The following is an 18,096-nucleotide window of genomic DNA, read 5'->3' as shown; positions in this document are numbered from 1 at the left end:
CTCACAACGTCAGATCGTTACAGCCTCGAAAGGGACTAATACTCGTCGTCCCAGCCCCTCACGCAGAGGCGGGCCCCGCCAGCCTGTCTCGTAGCGCCACTTCCGCGCGCAGCAGATTTGCGCGCGCCTGCGCGAGCCACAAAGCGCGCGTCTCCGGCAGGCGGTACAGCCCCTCGCCAGAAGCAAGAAAGCTTTCGAGCATCTGCATGCGGCCGAGATAAAAGGCGCGTTCGGGCACCCAGCCATATTCGAAGTGAATATCGTCGAGATTGCTCTCGAACAACGGCCAGGGCGCGGCGAGCGACGAGAGGTCGAGATCAAGGAAAAACTCGAGATCGCGCGAAAATCCCGGGTAATGTTCAGTCGCGGCCTTCGCCTTCATATGCTGCGCCGTCGCCATGATGAGGTCGTGGATCGCCTGCCCTTCGACCTCGTCGAAGCGAGAATGAAATTCGAACAGCACCGCGCTGGCGCGCACATTCTCCGGGTCCGTGCGCGGGCGTCCGTCGCCGTCGCGCGTGAGATAGACGGAATCGTGCCAGAAGATCGCCGCCGCCACGAGGTCGACGCGCGTCGCCAGATGCGCCAGCGCATCGAGCTTGGTGAGCAGATCGACGATATGTCCCCATGCGTGATAGGCGCGCTGCGGCTCGTTATAGGCGAGGTCGATCGTCGAGAAAGCCTGCGCATCATGCCGCGCCGCGATAAGCGACCAGTATTTTCCGACGATTGTTTCTGTCATGCGCTGGCGGCGATCTTTCGGTGCGGAGGGTTGAGATGCGCGTGGCGCAGGAGAGGCGGCGATCACTTGCTCAGGAGATTCCATACCGAAGACCAACCTTCATGCAAGCCCTGCTGAGCGAGCGCTGAATATCGTTTTCCCATCGCCAGATAGAGCGCAGGCCAGGCGCCGGGAGCCTTCAGGGCCAGCTCGGCCGCGCACTCGGCGGCGGCGTCGAATCGGCCCGCTTCATAATGGGCGCGCATGGCGTCATGCGTTGTGCGCCAGCGCACATACGCATCCGTTTTCGCGACATCAGCGTCCCCCGCCAGCGCGAAGACCTGCGTCGGCTCGCTCCGCCCGGCGACGACGATGCGCCCGAGATCGAGCCAGGCCATATCGGGAACCGCCTCCCGGACGGCGCCAGAGGCGATGATGTCGGTCGAGAAAGCCTTGCTCGCGCCCTCTAACCGCGAGGCGAGATTCACATTGTCGCCCAGGATCGAATAATCGAAGCGCCGTATCGAGCCCATATTCCCGACGCTGCAAGGGCCGATGTTGAGCCCCAGGCCCATCGCCGCCTCGACATGCAAACGCCCGGCGGCCTGCGCCGCTTGCGCCCGTTGCGCGTTGAACCGCGCCATTTCGGCCCGCATGCGTAGCGCCGCCTCGACGGCTTTGCGCGGATGATCCGTGACGTCGAGCGGCGCATTCCAGAAGGCGAGGATGGCGTCGCCCATATATTTATCGACCGTGCCTTCGCATTCGAGAATGGCGTCGGTCATGGGCGTCAGATAGTCGTTCATGAATTGCGTGAGCTCGCGCGCGCTCATGCCTTCCGAAATTCCGGAAAAGTTGCGCAGGTCCGAGAAAAGCACGGTCAATTCGCGCGTCTCGCCGCCGAGAACGAGACGCTCCGGATGTTCGGCGATGCGGTCGACGACTGCGGGCGCGACGAATTTGCCGAAGGCGCGCCGAACCTGACGCCGCGCGAGGATTTCTGTGCGCCACAGCGTCAGCGCGCCGACGATATAAGCGCCGATGACAACGAGGCTCGGATAGGCTGGATCAAGCAGAAGGCCCTGCTTTTCGAAAAGATAGAAAGAGCCGCCGAAGAACGCGCCGATCGCAGCAAAAGCGAAAGCCGCCGACAAAAGCTGGGGCGCGGCGAAGAGCAGCGGCATGGTCAGCGCAAAGGCGACGATGGCGACGACATACTCCAGCCCCGGCGCCCAGTCCGGTCGCGACAGAAGCGCGCCGCTCGCGAGCGACTCGACGATCTGCGCATGCACGTCGACTCCGGGCGTCACGGGGTCCAGCGGCGTCGCCCGCACGTCGCCGAGCCCCACGGCGAGGGCTCCGACGAAAATGATGCGCCCCTCGATCTCGCTGCGCAAAACTTGGTTTTCCAACACCGCCTTGGCCGAGATGTCGCGGGCCCGCGCGCTGTGGCTGTAACGCGGACGCACCTCGGCGTTGGGGCCGGTCGCAATCTGAAAGGCGCCGACCTTCACCGCATTGACGCCCGTCTGCGCGCCAAAAGCCGTCTGGCCGCTGGCGTTGGAGGATCGGATGACGATGCTCGGCTCGCCCTGCGCAACGCGCAAGGCTTCGAGCGCGAGAGACGGCGCGAGCGCCGCGCCGAGGCGAGAGAGCAAGGGCACCCGGCGCACGACCAGATCGCGGTCCGGCAGCCAGTTCGTTGCGCCGAGGCCCTGGGCATTGGCGGCGAGCGCCGGCAGCGGCGCAACGACCGCCGGGAAGGCGTAAAGGAAAGGCGCCGGATCGTCGCCCGCCGTCACGAAACCGCCTTTGGCGGAAAAATCGTTCGCTCCCGTCGGTGCGAGCGTCGCGCCGAGCACGACTGGCGCGCCCTTTAACGCATTTGCGAAGGCGATGTCGCCGTCGGGCGCCTTGGCGAGGAGCTTCGAGACGTCCGCCCGCAGCCTGGCGTCCTCGAGCGCATCGACGAGCATATGCGGGCTGGCGCGGTCGGGCTCGGAAAAGATGAAGTCGAAGGCGATGGCGCCGGCCCCCAGCGCGCGCAGCCGCTCGACCAATTCGGCGAGCCGCGTTCGCGGCCAGGGCCACTGGCCGTAAGCTTTCAGGCTCTCCTCGTCGACGCCCACCACCCGCACGGGCGTCTCGGGATCATAGACGCGCGGCGCGGCGCGCTGAAAATTGTCGAAGACGACATTACGCATGTCGTCGAGCGCCCGCGGCTGCAGCGCGCCCCATGGCAGGAAAAGCGCGGCGGCGACGAACGATGCGACGAGAAATGCCTGCTTGCGTGTGAGCATCTCTTTAAACGGCCGGGCCAGATCGATCGACGCCTGGCCCAGCCGTCACAACCATCAAAGGCGCGGGCGGCCGCAGAGCTCGCCTCGGCAGTGCTCAGGCGGCGGCGGGGCCGGCGGCGGGAACGGCTGGTTTTCGACGTTGGCGCTGCTCTGAACCAGGGCGTTTCCGGCCCAAACAGGCCCCAATGCATCGAGGCCGGGCGGCGGTTCGACGGAAGGCGCGCGATCGTGCCCGAGCAGAAGCTCGGCCTCCTCCTCGCGCGGCTTCTTCCTGGCGCCGCCGGACTGGCCCTTCAGGCTCGCGAGCTGCGCGTTCATGGCGGCGACGATTTCCGGCGGCACGCGGAAAGGCTCGGAGACGCCGCCGCTCCGGGCGCATACGCCGAAGCCCGGGCGGTTCAGTATTTGAGAATTCCCCTGAACCCCCACAACCTCGGTCACGCCGTTCTGGTGGTAGATGAGCGCCTCGCATTCGCCGCCGAGGCGCACCATGATCGACCCGCCGCGAAGGCCGATCGACGCTGTCGGCGTTTTGAATGTGGCGCCGGATTCATGACTGACGCCTCCGCCCACAAAACGCATCACGCCCTTGGCGAGACTGACGCCCTGGCTGCCACTCGCGCCGTTGTAAACGAAATCATCGATGACGACCGAGCTGCTGCGGCCGACCGTCATCGTCGAGGCGTCGTTGAAAACGATCAGCGCGCTGCCCTCGCTGGCAGTCTCTATCCGCTCGCGCTTCTCGACGCCGAGGCCGACGGAGAGCGGATGTTTCGCCGCGCCGGGCGGCGTGCCATGCGCGGCGACATTGACGGCGCCGATATTGCCCACTTTTTCCGCGTTGGCGGGGAAGCAGGCGAAGAGGCCGATGGTCGCAAGCGCAAGAACAGAAACATTCCTCATAGCGCGGCTCCCTTAGAATTTCGCCGTCGGACCGAAGGAGACGGAGACATTCTGCGTCTTGAAATTCGGCAGGTTGGAATCATTGCGCATGAATTCGAGATTGCCGGCAAAACCGAAGGTCTCGGTGATCGGCGCGTCCAGCATCAGCCCATAGTTCCAGGCGGAGTCGTGGCGCGCGACGAAAGGGTTCACGAGGAGATTCGCTGTGTCGAAGGCCAGACTGGTGAAACGCGCATAGGGGGCGATCGTCCAACGGCGCGCGATCATCGGATGGGGCGGCTCCACTTCGAGCCGCAACATCGCTTGCACGTCAACCTGATCCGAGCTTTGCGCGGCATAGCCCGCCGTGGCGCGCGAATAAGCGACGCGGCCGTCGAGCCGGACGCTATCGAGCAGGCGATAGGAGCCGCTCAGATAACCCGTAACCACGTCGCCCGTGGCCAGCGTCGACAGCGTCCGATAGGGCGACGGTCCGAAGACGCCTCGGACGGGATCGACCCATAGGCCGCGCCATTCGGCGCCGGGCTCCAACCAAAAATCCGGGCCGAGGTCCGCCCGGACGCTCGCGCCCGCTCCGCCGGCGTTGAGGTAATTGTTGGAGCCGAGCATGGAGACGGCGCCGGTCAAATAGGGCCGCACCGACAAATTGCTGACCAGCGTCTGCGGCACGAAGAAGCGCGGCCCGATCGTGGCGGCGAAAAGCGCCACGCTATATTGCGGCAGGCTGAACTGCTCGGTCGCATAGGCCGTGACGCGCGTCTCGAGCTGGTCGCCGCGCTGGCCGCCGAATTCCCAATCATGCGCGGCGAGCACGAGCTGGAAGGCGTTCATGTCGCCCTTGCGCGGCCCCGCCGACGCCAGCCCGATTCCGCCGATCTGGAAGAGATTGCCCGCCGGGAAATAATTGGCGTTCGACTGGGCGCGCAAACCCGTATGGATGCGCACCGACAGGCGGCTCGACTGCATACGCTTCTCGATGTCGGGAAGCTGCGCGTCGATCTGCGCGCTCTGAACCGCATCGAGGTCCCCGGCGGCCTTGGCGGCGCGCAAATGCCCGGCCGCCACCTCCCACGCGCCGAGGCGCGCATAGAGGAAACCCAGCTCCTTGCGGGCGCGCGTCAGGTTCGGATTGAACATGAGAACCCGCTCGAGCGCGCCGATGGCGGCCTCGTAATCGCGCAGCTCCGTCGCCAAAATCACGAAGCGATAGGTCGCTTCGTAATCCTCGGGACGCGCCTGGATGTGGCTTGCGAGACGGTCGCGCTCGGCTCGAACGTCCTGCGCCGAAGCGGATGCGCAAAGCGCGACGAGGGCGCAAAGGCCGCCCAAAAGCTTCTCGGATACGTATCTACTTTTAAAAAACAAACGCCTACCCCCCGGATGGACGAGCCTTTTCCAGCGGCGTCGAAGCTGACTCAAACGCCGCCTTGCGGCAAGCGCCCGAAAACATTGAGATTATCCGCCCCGACTCGAAGTAACATTTTGTTAAAAGGTTATTTTCAGCTCGATCGGCTCGTTTCGCCCCGCGTTTTCTCCGAAAGGAGAAGAGAAACTGTCTGGCAGTGTTGCAGATGAAGCACAGCAGGTAGCGCTGCCATCTCGGGCGCGCCGCTGACCATACTCGCGCTCGGCGCGGCCCAGCTCGCTCGATTCCTGGGCGGGTTGCCTCGACGCCGCGTGGCCGGCGCCGGGCGCCGAACGGCCCGGCGCGCGGGTTTCACGGCGAGGAGCCGTCGCAGCACGAGCAGCAAATCCGCTGCATCCGCCGCCGCGCCCCGGCTGACCGCGGCGCGCAGGTCGGCGACGATCTTCACCCGCGCGACGGCGCTCGAACGCCTGGAGCGGCGATAATGCGCGAGCATCCGCTCATGCTTTTTGCTGGGGCTGACGCCGAGCACAATCTCATGCGGCGCCAAGCCCGCGACGTCCACGCAGCGTTCGATCGGCGTCAACCGGGGAGTCATCGGCGTTTCCTCGTCCTCTCTACCGCTCCCCGAATGTGAGAGAGACCCGGATTTAACGCTGTGCGCCGCCGCACATGGCTCATTCGGCGGCGTTCATTGCGTCGCGCACGCGCTTTTCGAGCACGTTCGGACGCAGCAGGACGAGGCCGCCGCGGACTTTCTCGGCGAGCCCCTCCTCCGTCATGGCGCCGAGCTCGCGGCTGACCTGCTCGCGGCGGCAGCCGATGCGGGCGGCGAGATCGTGCTGGAAGGGCGGCGGCGAGACGATGGACTGGCCGTCGTGCCCCTTGCGCGGCGACGCCATGCGCAGCAGCTCCGCATAGAGGCGATGGCGCAGATCGAGCACCGAGCGCTCGAAGAGGCGCACATTGAGCTCGCGCACGCGGGAGGTGAGAAGCCGCATAAGCCGCTCCGCGATCTCGGGCGAATGCAGGACGATCTCGCGAAAGGCCGTCGGCGGCACGAGTAAAAGCTCGGCGTTGGTCAGCGCCGTGACATTGGCGGAGCGCTTGGCGCCGTCAATGGCCGCCATCTCGCCGAAGAAGTTGCCGGGGCCGAAGTCGCCGAGGATCATCTCCTTGCCCGCGGCCGTGCGGATGAGAACGCGCACGTCGCCGCTCACGATGAAGTAGACGTCCGTCGAGGGGTCGTCGAAGTCGAGAACCAGCTCACCCTCGGAAAAGCGCTTACGTATGCATTGCCGCCCGAAGGTCTCGCCGCGTGAGGGATCGAGACCGGCGAAAAAAGGGATTCCATCAAAAACCGACAAGGATTTAAGCTCCGTTGTGACAAGGAATGTTTGAATAGTAGACGCCGAAATAGCCCGCCGTCGAGGGGCAACGCGCGCTATCTTGGCTTGCGCGGGAGAGAATTCGGGCGAGCGTCAACTTGGCCGAACCGGGCGGTCATGAAACGGCGAGACAAGCGAGAATTCGATAATGGATTTGCGGCTCGCGACCTTCAATCTGGAGAATCTCGACTGGTCGGCGGCCCACGAGGCCGCTTTCGCGCAGCGCCGCGCGGCGCTGCTGCCCGTGCTGGCGGCGCTCGACGCCGATGTTCTTTGCCTTCAGGAAGTCGGCGCGCAAAAGCCGCATAAGCATAGCGCCCGCGAATATCTTGCGCTGGACCGGCTGCTGGCGGACACGTCTTACCGGGACTATTTCCGCGCAACGAGCGTGCGGCCGGGAACAAGCGCGCCGGCGGATGTGCATAATCTTGCGATTCTCAGCCGCTGGCCCATCCGGGCGACACGCCAGATTCACCACAACATCGTCGCGCGCTGGTCATGGCCGCCGCCGCGCGAGGGCGATGTGGAGCCGGCGCCGATCGTCATCGAATGGGACCGGCCGCTGCTTTACGCCGCGATTGATTTGCCGACCGGCGCCGTTCTGCATGTGATCGATTTGCATTTGCGCGCGCCGCGGCCCGCGCCGGTCGCGACCGCGCGCGGCGAAGGTTCGAGCAAATCGCAAATCGAAGGGCAATTTATTGCGGCGCAGAAGCGCGAGGGCCAGGCGCTGGAGGCCCGGCTCTTCGTCGAGACGCTCTTCGACGCCGAGCCCGAGGCCCGCATCGCCATTTGCGGCGATTTCAACGCCGATGAATATGACGCGCCGACCCGGTTATTGCGCGGCGGCGACAATGAGCTGCAGCAAGGCGCGCGGGCGCTTGCGCCGTTGGAGGAGCGTGTCGAGGCTGGGCGGCGTTACACGGTTTTGCACGCGGGAAGGCCGAAGCTGATCGACCATATTCTTGCGTCGCCGGTGTTAGCGGCCGCGTGGCGGGAGACGCGCATTCTCAATGAGGGGCTGCAGGACGAAGTGTTTGCGCCGGAGCCGGTCCTGGGATCGTTGCATGCGCCGATTGTTGCGGCGTTTGCGGTTGGGTAGGCCCTCATCCGACCCTCGCTGTCGCGAGGGCCACCTTCTCCCGTAAACGGGAGAAGGAATCGCGCTGAAAGATTTGTGATCCAAAACCGGGACGGCTCTCCCTTCTCCCGCCTGCGGGAGAAGGTGGCCCCTGCGTCAGCAGGGGTCGGATGAGGGCGCGCTCACGCCCGCTCCCCATCCAACCCGATCCGATGCATCAAATAACACAGACAATCCAACTCCACCGCGCGCGGATCGACCGTCAGCATCGCCGGGATCGCCGGACGCGACAGCCTGATCTCGCCATCCGCATAATCGAAATATTCACCCGGCGCCGTCTCCTCGCCTTCGCCCGGCAATATGTCCAGCTTCACCCCCGCGCGCGCCTTGCCGAAAGAAACGCCGGGCGCCAGCTCGCTGAAATTTAAGTGGTCGATGTCCGCGCAGAACATGAAGTCCGCCTGCGTCCCGTCGAAGGAGAAGCTCGTTCCCTTCGGGGGCTTAACGATCGCATAGGTGCGCAGCAGATCGACGTCATGCGGCGCCGGCGGGTGGTCGGGGAAATGCGAGATCGACAGCGCCGCCTCGACAAGCTCGATCGCATGTTGCGTGGCCGAGCCCGCGCCGGCCTTGCCGCATTCGACCGTCATCGCCGGACAGAGATCCGCGAAGGCAGCCGCATGCGTCCCGACAGGCCGCTGCGAGTGAACGACGATGCGCGAGAAGAGACCCGCCAAAGAGATGAATTTCGGGTCGAGCTTTTTGATGCAGGCGTAATGCGGATTGAAGCCCGTGTTGTTGTGGATGTCGATGCTGGCGAAAACGCCACGTTTTGCCGCATAGTGGTAAATCCAGCGCGCCTGAATCGCCTGCGGGTCGTCCGGATAAAGCGTGCCGGGCCAGACGCGATTATAGTCGAGCTGGTCGGGAAGCGTCCGCAAATCGGCCGCGGCGGCGCGAATATTGCCGACGAAAAACAAAAGCGACCGCGGCAGGCCCCGTTCAATGTGGCGGCGCAGCACGGACTGCATGGCGGCAAGGCCGCTATATTCATTGCCGTGCAGCAGCGTCGAGACGAACAAGGGATGCGGGTCATGGCCCTGGAAGTCGAAGAGCGTCGGCCCGGGCAATATGTCGATGAGCTTTTCTGGCGGGCAGTCGAGAAATCCCGCCGGCAGTCTGTCCATCACGGCGCAGGGCGCGTCGATTGCATCCATTCTCACAAGTCCCATTCATGTACGGGCGCGCCGCTGCGCTGCCCTTCGCAATAGGCGGCCATGAGCGCGAAGAGATCGCCGCCGCGGGCCTCGAGCGCCTGACGCTGCCAGGCCGCGCCGGTTTGGCGTGAGCGCACACGGGCTTCTATCACATCGAGGAAGCCGCGCGGATCATCGACGCCAAGATCGGCAAGACCCGCGCGCGCCGCAGGAATAAGCCGTTCGAGCAGCAGGCGGTCCGCGCCGATCTCCCCCTGCCCTGGCCAGTAAAGCACGGCGTCGAGCCCCAGGCGCGCGGCCGTGTAAAAATTCTGCTTCGCTTCCTCGAAGGACAGCCCGCCTGTTCCGGTCTCGCCGGCGAGCGCAAGCGCGCGCGCAAGGCCGAGATAGAGCGCGGCGTTCGCCATCATGTCGACGAAGCTCGGCCCCGCCGGCAGAATGCGATTCTCGACGCGCAAATGCGGCGCGCCGTCTTCGTCGAAGCCGATGAGCGGCCGGTTCCAGCGCCAGATCACGCCATTGTGCAGGCGAAGGTGACGCAGCGCCTCCGGGGCTTCCTCGAAGGCGACGGGGAGCAGCGCGTCATAGTCACGCGCATTCTCTTCGAAAACCTCCATCAGCGAGCGCGCGGCGAAGCCCGACCCCATGCAGACGCGGGCCGGTCCCGGCGCAACCACCGACTGCTCGAAGAGCGGAATGCGCGTCTCCTCCCAGAGCGTCTTGCCGAAGAGGAAAGGCGCATTGCCGCAAGCGGCGAGGATCGGCCCCGAGGCGGCGATGGAGGCATTGTAATAGAGATGCGCGAGATCGGCCGGCGCCTTGAGATGCACCTGGAAAGAGGTCGTCGCCGCCTCCAGCATCACGTCGCTGTGCTCCGACACCAGATGCTCACGCCCCAATATATCGACGCGCAAGGGCCGGCCGCCGCGTGATCGCAGCACTTCGCTGTTCAAGGCGTAAAAGCGGTTGAGCGGCGACATATTAACGAGCGTCAAATCCTCGTCGCGGATCGTGGGAAGCGTGCCAATGGTGACGAGATTGGCGTCGAGCCGATGGGCCACACTGTTGCACTGCGCCCAGACGCTGGTCAGCGCATCAAAGGCGCGCCCCAGCGCGTCGCCTTCGAGGGAAAGCGGATCGCAGTTGAGCTCGAGATTGAAGCGCGACAGCTCCGGCACGACGAGCGGATTGTCGAGCGCTTCGAGGAGCTGCTGGTTGATCGAGGCGGGGAAGTAATTGTGATCGAGTATCCAAATCTCGATCTCGAAGCCGAGCATATGACCGGCCGCCGAAAAACGGCCCGAGTCATAAAGCGCGCGGGCGATAGCGGTCTCTTCCGCGACCCGGGCGGCGAAGCGCGCCTTGTCCGCCTGCGTAAAGCCCGCCGCCTTGATTTCCTGACCCACGACGCCGCCTCCGTCACTCCCTCTATTACGTAGACGCGGCGATGGGAAAAGCGACGATGGGGCGCGGGGCGACGGGCAATAGTTGTATAGCGACTCGGCGTGATGATCCCCCATACCTCCCCTTTACGGGGAGGTCGGCGGCCGAAGGCCGCCGGGTGGGGTTCGCGCCGCAACGATTGTGGTGGGGCTTTACCCCACCCGACCCCGCTTGCGCGGGGCCACCCTCCCCGTAAAGGGGAGGGATGGGATCACGCCGCGCGTTACCCAATGTCCTAGCGCCTCACCGCCCAAGCTCACTTCATAAATTTTAGCCTGTACGACGTTCTCCAAACGCCTCCTGCCGCGCTTGCGCTGGAACAGCGCTCGCAAGCGTGCGTTCTGCCTCCGAGTGAAATTTCCTACGGAGGCCAACATGGGCAGCCTGCTGCACTATGCGATCTTGTTTCTCGTCGTCGCCATCATCGCCGCCTTCTTCGGTTTCGGCGGCGTCGCGGGCACGGCGATGGAAGGCGCAAGGATTCTGTTCTGGGTGGCGCTGGTTCTCTTCGTCATCTCCGCCGTCATCAGCTTCGTCCGACGAGCCTGACGCGCCCGTTATTCTCTTCGGTGCTCCCAACTGGACCGGCGTTAGCCGGCCCTTTTTTAAGGAATCGACGAAAGCGCGGCGAGCCAGGCGTCCGGCGAGGAATCGCTCGGCGCCCGCCAGTCGCCGCGCGGCGAGAGCGATCCGCCGGAGCTGACCTTTGGCCCATTAGGCACGGCCGTGCGCTTGAACTGGCTCGTCGCGAAGAAGCGGCGCAAAAAGACCGCGAGCCAATGCTTGATCTCTGGGAGGTCGTAGGCGACGCGGTCCTCATCCGCGATCACCGACGGCCATTGGCCGGCGCGCGCGTCTCGCCATGCGTGCCAGGAGAGAAAGGCCGTCTTCGCCGGATCGAAGCCATAGCGCGTCGTGTAATAGAGGTTGAAATCCTGCAGCGCATAGGGCCCGACGAAGGCCTCGGTGCGCTGCGCTTCCTCGCCTGGGATCAGCTCGGGTGAAATCTCGGTTGCGAGGACGTCGGTCAGCACCGACACCGTCTCGGCCCCGAAACGCGCATCGCGCGCGCACCAGCGGATGAGATGCTGGATCAGCGTCTTGGGCACGGATGCGTTGACGTTGTAATGCGACATCTGATCGCCCACGCCATAGGTGCACCAGCCGAGCGCCAGCTCGGATAGATCGCCCGTGCCGATGACGATGGCGTCGTGAAGATTGGCGAGCCGGAAGAGGAGCGACGTTCGCGCCCCCGCTTGCACATTCTCATAGGTCGCGTCGTAAACGGGCGCGCCGCGCGCCGCCGGATGGCCGATGTCTTCCAACATCTGCTTGCAGGCCGCTGAGACGTCGATCTCCTGCGCCGTGACTCCCAAGGCGCGCATCAGCCGCCAAGCGTTGTTTTTTGTGCGATCCGTCGTCGCAAAGGCGGGCAGCGTATAGGCGAGGATATTCGCGCGTGGCAGTCCGAGACGCTCCATCGCCGTCACTGCGACCAAGAGAGCCTGCGTCGAGTCGAGACCGCCAGAGACGCCGATGACGACCTTCTCGATGCGCGCGGCGCGCAGGCGTTGCTCGAGCCCGTGCGATTGAATGTTGAAGGCCTCGAAGCAAAGCTCGGCCAGCCTCGCCTCGTCATTCGGCACGAAGGGGAAACGCGGAACGTCGCGTAGGAGGCCAAGGTCCACGTCGCGCGGCGCCGCCAGCTCGAATTCGACGCGGCGATATTGCGTCGCGCCCGCCTCCACATCGGCGCAATCGCCGAAAGTTCCCTGCCGCGCCCGCTCGGCGAGAAGCCGTCCGAGGTCGATGTCGGCGAAGACCATTTGCTGTTCGTCGGAAAAGCGCGGCGCCTTGGCGAGGAGATCGCCTTTCTCAAAGATCAATGCCTCGCCGTCCCAGGCAAGATCGGTCGTGGATTCGCCCTGCCCCGCCGCGGAATAAAGATAGGCGGCGAGGCAGCGCGCCGAATGCGCGGCGCACAGCGTCTGCCGATAGTCCGACTTGCCGACGATGGCGTTGGAGGCGGAGAGATTGAGCAGCACCGTCGCCCCGGCAAGCGCCGCGCGCGACGACGGCGGGATCGGAACCCAGACATCTTCGCAGACTTCCAGATGGATCACGAGGCCGTCGACATCGGAGGCTTCGAGCAGCACGTCGGAGCCAAAAGGCGCGACCTGCCCGGCAAGCGTTATCTCCTCGCCGGCGATGAAGGCCCCCGAGGCGAAGTGACGCTTCTCGTAAAACTCGCGGTAGTTCGGCAGATAGATCTTGGGCGTCACCGCCAGCACGCGCCCGCGCAAGATCGCCACCGCGCAATTATAGAGGCGACCGCGATGACGCAGCGGCGCGCCGACCACAATGATGGGCTGCAGCGCGCGGGAGGCGTCGATCAGCACGCCAAGCGCAGTCTCGACGGCGGCAAGCAGCGCCTCCTGCTGCAAAAGATCGTCGATCGCATAGGCGGAGAGCCCCAGCTCGGGGAAAAGCACGAGCGAGGCCCCGCGTTCATCTGCGTCGCGCGCCATCTCGATCGTGCGGGCCACATTGAAGGCGGGATCGGCGACGCGGACGGAGGGACAGGCGGCGGCGGCGCGGATGAAGCCATGCGTATGCAGCGAGAAGAAGGGATGGTTCATATCAGCCCGCGTCAGCGACCGAAGCGCAGTGGAGAGACGGCGGGATAATGCCTCAAAGCCGCGTGGATTGGCAGTCCCCGATAATGCTACTGAACCTTCACGATCTGGCGCGCGTCGAAAAACGGGTTCGCGCCCTGCTCGCCGTCGTGAAACATGACGACCGTCACCGCGAAATTCGCCGTGGCGGGCTGGCCCGGCGTGATGGTTTGCGGCGGTCCGGCGGCCCAGTCCGTGAAGCGGAACAGCGTGTAGCCGCGCGCGAGCGTCTCCTTGGCGGCGCGCGCCAATGCTTCCTTGAGCGCCGTCTCATCCGAGAGCTTATCGGCGCCCTGGAAATCGAGCCGGACCATATTCGGCCCCAGGGCGGAAATATTGGTCGGGAGGCAGGCGGAGAGCGCAACGGCGGCGGCAAGGAGCGCGCCGGAGAGGACCGCGCGCAGGCTCCTTTGCCGCTTCAACGCCACCTGATGTGAAATCTCCTCGTGCACTGGAACTGGAAACCTATCCTTTTTGGAGTGGGTCAGAGCCCTGAAAGCAAGGCAGCCGCGAGGCCGTCAGATTGCTGACAAAGTGGCCGATAACGCCCCTCGCGCTTCGAGACGCCTGCTAGGCAGGCTCCTCAGCGTGAGGAGCTTCTGCAACTTTGTCAAACACTTAGGCCTCATCCTGAGGAGCGAGCGAAGCTCGCGTCTCGAAGGACGAGGCCGCCTCGGAGATCTGTCAACAAACTGGCGGCGGCGAGGCCGTCAGTCGCGCTCATATTGAGGCAGCCGCCATTCCTCGCTCTTCGCCGACACGCTCCACTCCCTCCAGGACGCCAGGGATTTGATCGCGTCCATATAACGCTGCGATTCCTCCGACACGGGGACCATGTAGGCGTCGAACCGCTGGACGACCGGCGCAAACATGGCGTCGGCGGCGCTGAATTGCCCGAACAGAAACGGCCCGCCATGTCGCCCTAATGCGTCGCGCCACGCCGCATCGATGCGGGCGGCGTCGGCGCGGGCCGTCTCCGTCAGCGACATCGGGCGCGGCGCGCGGCCGAAATTCATGCTGCATTCGCTGCGCAATGCGGCAAAACCCGCGTGCATTTCGCAGGCGAGCGAGCGCGCATGAGCGCGCGTTTCTCGTTTGCGCGGCCAGATCACAAGATCGGGGTAGAGGTCGGCGACATATTCGATAATCGCCAGCGAATCCCAAACGCTCGTCTCGCCGTCGTGAAGGATCGGAACCTTGCCGGCGGGAGAATGCGTCAGCAGAGCGCCTTTGGAGTCCTCCCGATAAAGCGGGATGACGATCTCCTCGAAGGGGACGCCGAATTCCTTGAGCAAAATCCACGGCCGCAGCGACCAGGTCGAATAGCGCTTATTGCCGATGACGAGCGTCAGCACGGAGTGATCCTTCATAGTCTCAAAAAGAAAAGGGCGGGGTCTCCCCCGCCCTCAGAGTGCTGACAAAGTGGCAATGACGCCCCTCGTGCTTCGAGACGCCTGCTGCGCAGGCTCCTCAGCATGAGGAGCTTCTGCAACTTCGTCAAACACTTAGGCCTCATCCTGAGGAGCGAGCGACGCTCGCGTCTCGAAGGACGAGGCCGCCTCCGAGGTTTGTCAACAAACTGAGGGCGGGGTCTCCCCCGCCCTTCCTATCACATCTGATCGCGACCGCTCAGCCCCAGTGCGCCAGAATGGCGAGCAGCAACAGCGCGACGATATTGGTGATCTTGATCGCCGGGTTCACGGCCGGGCCCGCGGTATCCTTATAGGGGTCGCCGACGGTGTCGCCCGTGACCGAGGCCTTATGCGCCTCGGAGCCCTTGAGGTGCTTCACGCCGTCCTTGTCAATGAAGCCATCCTCGAAGGACTTCTTGGCGTTGTCCCAGGCGCCGCCGCCCGAGGTCATCGAGATCGCGACGAAGACGCCGTTGACGATGACGCCCAGAAGCAGCGCGCCGACCGCCGCCAGCGCATTGGCCTTGCCGCCGCCGAGGATCAGCACGAGGATGAACATCACCACCGGCGCCGCAACCGGCAGGAGCGAAGGCACGATCATCTCCTGGATCGCCGCCTGCGTCAGCATGTCGACCGCGCGGCCGTAATCGGGACGCGCCGAGCCGTCCATGATGCCGGGCTTCTCCTTGAACTGACGGCGCACTTCCTCCACGACCGAGCCCGCCGCGCGGCCCACCGCCGTCATGGCGATGCCGCCGAAGAGGTAAGGGATCAAGCCGCCGAAGATCAGGCCCGCGACCACGAAGGGGTTGGAGAGGCTGAAGTCGATATTCTCCATCCCCTTGAAGAAGGACACGCCGGTGGCGGCGAAATGCTTGATGTCGTTCGTATAGGCCGCGAACAGCACCAGTGCGCCGAGGCCGGCCGAGCCGATGGCGTAGCCCTTGGTCACGGCCTTGGTGGTGTTGCCAACGGCGTCGAGTGCGTCGGTGGATTGACGCACCTCCTTCGGCAGGCCCGACATTTCGGCGATGCCGCCAGCGTTGTCGGTCACGGGACCGAAGGCGTCGAGCGCGACGATCATGCCGGCGAGGCCGAGCATGGTGGTCACCGCGATCGCCGTGCCATAGAGGCCGCCGAAATTATAGGTGAGGATGATGCCGAGCACGATCACCAGCGCCGGCCCGGCGGTCGCCTCGAGCGACACGGCGAGACCCTGGATGACATTGGTGCCATGGCCCGTCACCGAGGCTTGCGCGATCGACACGACGGGGCGTTTGCCCGTGCCGGTGTAATATTCGGTGATATAGACGATCGCGCCCGTCACGATCAGGCCGACAATGCCGCAGAAGAACAGGCCCACGCCATAGACCGACTGGCCGTTGACCTTGCCGACCTCGCCGAGGCCCACGGTGAAGAGCGTCGCGATGAACAGGCCGATGATGGAAAGAACGCCCGTCGCGATGAGGCCCTTGTAGAGGGCGTCCATGATCGAGTCGTCTTTGAGGCCGATCTTCGCGAAGTAAGGGGCGGCGAACTTGCCCCATTCCGTGTCGTCCTGGCCGAGCTTCACGAAATAAGTGCCGGCAATGGAGGTGAGGATGGAGAGGCCGCCGATGGCGAGCGGGTAGATCACCGCGCCATACAGGCCTTCCTGGCCCGCAAAGAAGATCGAGGCCAGAACCATGGTGGCGACGACGGTGACCGCATAGGTCTCGAAGAGATCGGCGGCCATGCCCGCGCAGTCGCCGACATTGTCACCGACATTGTCGGCGATGGTGGCCGGGTTGCGTGGGTCATCCTCCGGAATGCCCGCCTCGACCTTGCCGACGAGATCGGCGCCCACATCGGCGCCCTTGGTGAAGATGCCGCCGCCAAGGCGCGCGAAGATCGAGATGAGCGAGGCGCCAAAGCCCAGCGCAACAAGCGCGTCGACAACCGCGCGGTCGGACACCGAATAGCCGACGAACCAGGTGAGGATGGCGAAATAGATCGCGACGCCGAGCAGCGCGAGGCCCGCAACCAGCAGGCCCGTAACGGCGCCCGCCTTGAAGGCGATGTCGAGGCCGCCCGCGAGCGACTGCGTCGCCGCCTGCGCGGTGCGGACATTGGCGCGCACCGAGACATTCATGCCGATATAGCCGGCTGCGCCCGACAAGGCCGCGCCAATGGCGAAACCAAAGCCCACGGACCAGCCCAGAAGAATGACCAGCAGAACGAAGATCGCCGCGCCGACATAACCGATGGTCTTATATTGGCGATTGAGATAGGCCTGCGCGCCCTCCGCCACGGCGCCGGAAATTTCCTGCATGCGCTGCGAGCCGGGATCGGCCGCGATCAACTCTTGGGAAGTTTTTACGCCATATGCGATGGACATAAGTCCGAAGACGATGGTGAGAAAAAGGACCATTTGGGTTCGCCTTTTCTTTCTTCGACCAGCGGTCGAGCGGTTCGCGCCACAAAGGGCTGTCGCGCAAATGGAAAAAGGAAACGCGTCCCGGCCGCTGGAATCGTCCGGGCGCGCGAAAGTTTTCCGGGGGCGATTTGTGCCAGACTCCGGGGCTCCCGGCAATGGCGCCACCGGGCGCCCTCAAAAGTGGCTGAAGGATAATTTCTTGAAAATCAGCGGCTTTTTTGCTGCGCTGCGGAACTGTGGCGCGGCCGGGCCGGCGAGGATTTCTCCAATTCGCGTCACCGCGTCTGGCGGAGCGAAACCGGGGCCGGCCGTGAAGAGAATCTCATAGTCGTCGCCGCCCGTCAGCGCGGTCTCGAAAAGGCTTGGCGCAAGCGCAATCGCCTCGCGCGCGGCGTCCGACAGCGGGACCATCGGCGCCTCCACCACCGCGCCCACGCCCGAGGCCGCGCAAAGCTTGGCGAGATCGCCGGCGAGCCCGTCCGAGACGTCCATTGCAGCGCTGGCGTGCTCGCGCAGCAGCGAAACGAGATCGAGACGCGGACGCGGAAGCAGATAGCGGTCGAGGAGAGACGCGCGGGCGAGAGGCGAAAGTCGCGCCGCCAGTTTTGCATCGCGGCGTAGCGCGAGGCCGAGCGCGGCGTCGCCGATCGTCCCGGACACATAGATGGCGTCGCCGGCCCTGGCGCCGGTGCGCGGCGCGAAACGCGACGTGCGGCCGAGCGCGGTGATCGAAATCGTCAACGGGCCCGGGGTCGCCGTCGTGTCGCCGCCGATGAGCGGCGCGGCATAGGTTGCGGCGTCTTCCGCAAGGCCCGCCGCGAAGGCCGAGAGCCAATCATTCGTCCAGTCGGTCGGCAGGGCAAGCGAGAGGAGAAAACCGATCGGGGCGGCGCCCTTGGCGGCAAGGTCGGAAAGATTGACCCGCAGCGCCTTGCGGGCGACGGCGCCCGGCGGATCGTCGGGAAAGAAATGCACCCCCGCAACGAGCATATCGACGGTGGCGACGGTGGCCTCGGGCGAAGGCTCAATGAGCGCGGCGTCGTCCTTCAACCCCAAGGCCGCCGGCCCAGCGATGGGGGCGAAGACGCGGGCGATGAGTTCGTCTTCGGTGTAGCGGCTGGGCATCATGGTTCCTCCTTCTCCCGCTTTGCGACGCAAAACCGGGGAGGGATGG

Annotated in this window: 15 protein-coding genes; 2 read left to right on the top strand and 13 right to left on the bottom strand. The window is 64.9% G+C overall.

Annotation, left to right across the window (positions count from 1 at the left end):
• Nucleotides 1-58 precede the first annotated feature (58 nt).
• The 6 genes from JJT62_RS15680 to JJT62_RS15655 form a co-directional block, all read right to left on the bottom strand.
• Nucleotides 59-742: a hypothetical protein gene (locus JJT62_RS15680; protein ID WP_202073707.1), complete on the bottom strand. Its 684-nt coding sequence runs from the start codon at nucleotides 740-742 to the stop codon at nucleotides 59-61.
• A gap of 62 nt (nucleotides 743-804) precedes the next feature.
• On the bottom strand, nucleotides 805-3,021 hold the full coding sequence (locus tag JJT62_RS15675; RefSeq protein ID WP_202073706.1) for a CHASE2 domain-containing protein: 2,217 nt from the start codon (nucleotides 3,019-3,021) through the stop codon (nucleotides 805-807).
• Between the two features lie 54 nt (nucleotides 3,022-3,075).
• Nucleotides 3,076-3,924, bottom strand: a complete 849-nt coding sequence (locus JJT62_RS15670; protein WP_202073705.1) for a FecR domain-containing protein — start codon at nucleotides 3,922-3,924, stop codon at nucleotides 3,076-3,078.
• Between the two features lie 12 nt (nucleotides 3,925-3,936).
• Nucleotides 3,937-5,253, bottom strand: coding sequence for a tetratricopeptide repeat protein (locus JJT62_RS15665; protein ID WP_246744938.1), 1,317 nt, complete (start codon nucleotides 5,251-5,253; stop codon nucleotides 3,937-3,939).
• A gap of 170 nt (nucleotides 5,254-5,423) precedes the next feature.
• A complete protein-coding gene (locus JJT62_RS15660) occupies nucleotides 5,424-5,888 on the bottom strand; it encodes a hypothetical protein (RefSeq protein ID WP_202073703.1) in 465 nt (154 codons plus the stop codon).
• Nucleotides 5,889-5,967: 79 nt separating this feature from the next.
• A complete protein-coding gene (locus JJT62_RS15655) occupies nucleotides 5,968-6,657 on the bottom strand; it encodes a Crp/Fnr family transcriptional regulator (protein ID WP_202073702.1) in 690 nt (229 codons plus the stop codon).
• A gap of 169 nt (nucleotides 6,658-6,826) precedes the next feature.
• Here JJT62_RS15655 and JJT62_RS15650 point away from each other — a divergent pair, with 169 nt between their 5' ends.
• Nucleotides 6,827-7,780, top strand: coding sequence for an endonuclease/exonuclease/phosphatase family protein (locus JJT62_RS15650; RefSeq protein WP_202073701.1), 954 nt, complete (start codon nucleotides 6,827-6,829; stop codon nucleotides 7,778-7,780).
• A 161-nt stretch (nucleotides 7,781-7,941) separates the two neighbouring features.
• Here JJT62_RS15650 and JJT62_RS15645 read toward each other — a convergent pair whose 3' ends face one another.
• Together JJT62_RS15645 and JJT62_RS15640 are read right to left on the bottom strand one after the other, a co-directional pair.
• On the bottom strand, nucleotides 7,942-8,976 hold the full coding sequence (locus tag JJT62_RS15645; protein ID WP_202073700.1) for a M14 family metallopeptidase: 1,035 nt from the start codon (nucleotides 8,974-8,976) through the stop codon (nucleotides 7,942-7,944).
• A 2-nt stretch (nucleotides 8,977-8,978) separates the two neighbouring features.
• Nucleotides 8,979-10,382: a hypothetical protein gene (locus tag JJT62_RS15640; RefSeq protein WP_202073699.1), complete on the bottom strand. Its 1,404-nt coding sequence runs from the start codon at nucleotides 10,380-10,382 to the stop codon at nucleotides 8,979-8,981.
• A 412-nt stretch (nucleotides 10,383-10,794) separates the two neighbouring features.
• Between JJT62_RS15640 and JJT62_RS15635 the strand changes: the two genes are divergently transcribed.
• A complete protein-coding gene (locus JJT62_RS15635; RefSeq protein WP_165048148.1) occupies nucleotides 10,795-10,968 on the top strand; it encodes a DUF1328 domain-containing protein in 174 nt (57 codons plus the stop codon).
• A 56-nt stretch (nucleotides 10,969-11,024) separates the two neighbouring features.
• Here the strand turns inward: JJT62_RS15635 and JJT62_RS15630 are convergent, their stop codons facing one another.
• The 5 genes from JJT62_RS15630 to thiL all read right to left on the bottom strand — a co-directional run bounded on the left by JJT62_RS15630 (nucleotide 11,025) and on the right by thiL (nucleotide 18,047).
• Nucleotides 11,025-13,058 (bottom strand): NAD(+) synthase, encoded by a 2,034-nt coding sequence (locus tag JJT62_RS15630; protein WP_202073698.1) that lies wholly within the window; start codon nucleotides 13,056-13,058, stop codon nucleotides 11,025-11,027.
• Between the two features lie 86 nt (nucleotides 13,059-13,144).
• The gene (locus JJT62_RS15625; protein ID WP_202073697.1) at nucleotides 13,145-13,546 is read right to left on the bottom strand and encodes a hypothetical protein; all 402 of its coding nucleotides are present in this window, start codon (nucleotides 13,544-13,546) and stop codon (nucleotides 13,145-13,147) included.
• A gap of 258 nt (nucleotides 13,547-13,804) precedes the next feature.
• Nucleotides 13,805-14,449 (bottom strand): glutathione S-transferase family protein, encoded by a 645-nt coding sequence (locus tag JJT62_RS15620; protein WP_202073696.1) that lies wholly within the window; start codon nucleotides 14,447-14,449, stop codon nucleotides 13,805-13,807.
• 274 nt (nucleotides 14,450-14,723) lie between these two features.
• Nucleotides 14,724-16,916 carry a sodium-translocating pyrophosphatase gene (locus tag JJT62_RS15615; protein ID WP_202073695.1) on the bottom strand — a complete coding sequence of 731 codons (2,193 nt, stop codon included), beginning with the start codon at nucleotides 16,914-16,916 and terminating at the stop codon, nucleotides 14,724-14,726.
• 180 nt (nucleotides 16,917-17,096) lie between these two features.
• The gene (gene thiL / locus JJT62_RS15610; RefSeq protein WP_202073756.1) at nucleotides 17,097-18,047 is read right to left on the bottom strand and encodes a thiamine-phosphate kinase; all 951 of its coding nucleotides are present in this window, start codon (nucleotides 18,045-18,047) and stop codon (nucleotides 17,097-17,099) included.
• Nucleotides 18,048-18,096 lie beyond the last annotated feature (49 nt).

The sequence above is a fragment of the Methylocystis sp. Sn-Cys genome (genome assembly GCF_016745395.1).
GTDB classification, from domain to species: Bacteria; Pseudomonadota; Alphaproteobacteria; order Rhizobiales; family Beijerinckiaceae; genus Methylocystis; species Methylocystis iwaonis.
The sequence above is the reverse complement of the archived record's forward strand: the minus strand, read 5'-3'. Positions and strand labels throughout refer to the sequence as shown.

Coding starts and splice junctions, on each gene's coding strand:
- JJT62_RS15680 (WP_202073707.1), bottom strand. CDS start 742: ATGACAGAAACAATCGTCGGAAAATACTGGTCGCTTATCGCGGCGCGG.
- JJT62_RS15675 (WP_202073706.1), bottom strand. CDS start 3,021: ATGCTCACACGCAAGCAGGCATTTCTCGTCGCATCGTTCGTCGCCGCC.
- JJT62_RS15670 (WP_202073705.1), bottom strand. CDS start 3,924: ATGAGGAATGTTTCTGTTCTTGCGCTTGCGACCATCGGCCTCTTCGCC.
- JJT62_RS15660 (WP_202073703.1), bottom strand. CDS start 5,888: ATGACTCCCCGGTTGACGCCGATCGAACGCTGCGTGGACGTCGCGGGC.
- JJT62_RS15650 (WP_202073701.1), top strand. CDS start 6,827: ATGGATTTGCGGCTCGCGACCTTCAATCTGGAGAATCTCGACTGGTCG.
- JJT62_RS15645 (WP_202073700.1), bottom strand. CDS start 8,976: ATGGATGCAATCGACGCGCCCTGCGCCGTGATGGACAGACTGCCGGCG.
- JJT62_RS15635 (WP_165048148.1), top strand. CDS start 10,795: ATGGGCAGCCTGCTGCACTATGCGATCTTGTTTCTCGTCGTCGCCATC.
- JJT62_RS15630 (WP_202073698.1), bottom strand. CDS start 13,058: ATGAACCATCCCTTCTTCTCGCTGCATACGCATGGCTTCATCCGCGCC.
- JJT62_RS15615 (WP_202073695.1), bottom strand. CDS start 16,916: ATGGTCCTTTTTCTCACCATCGTCTTCGGACTTATGTCCATCGCATAT.
- thiL (WP_202073756.1), bottom strand. CDS start 18,047: ATGCCCAGCCGCTACACCGAAGACGAACTCATCGCCCGCGTCTTCGCC.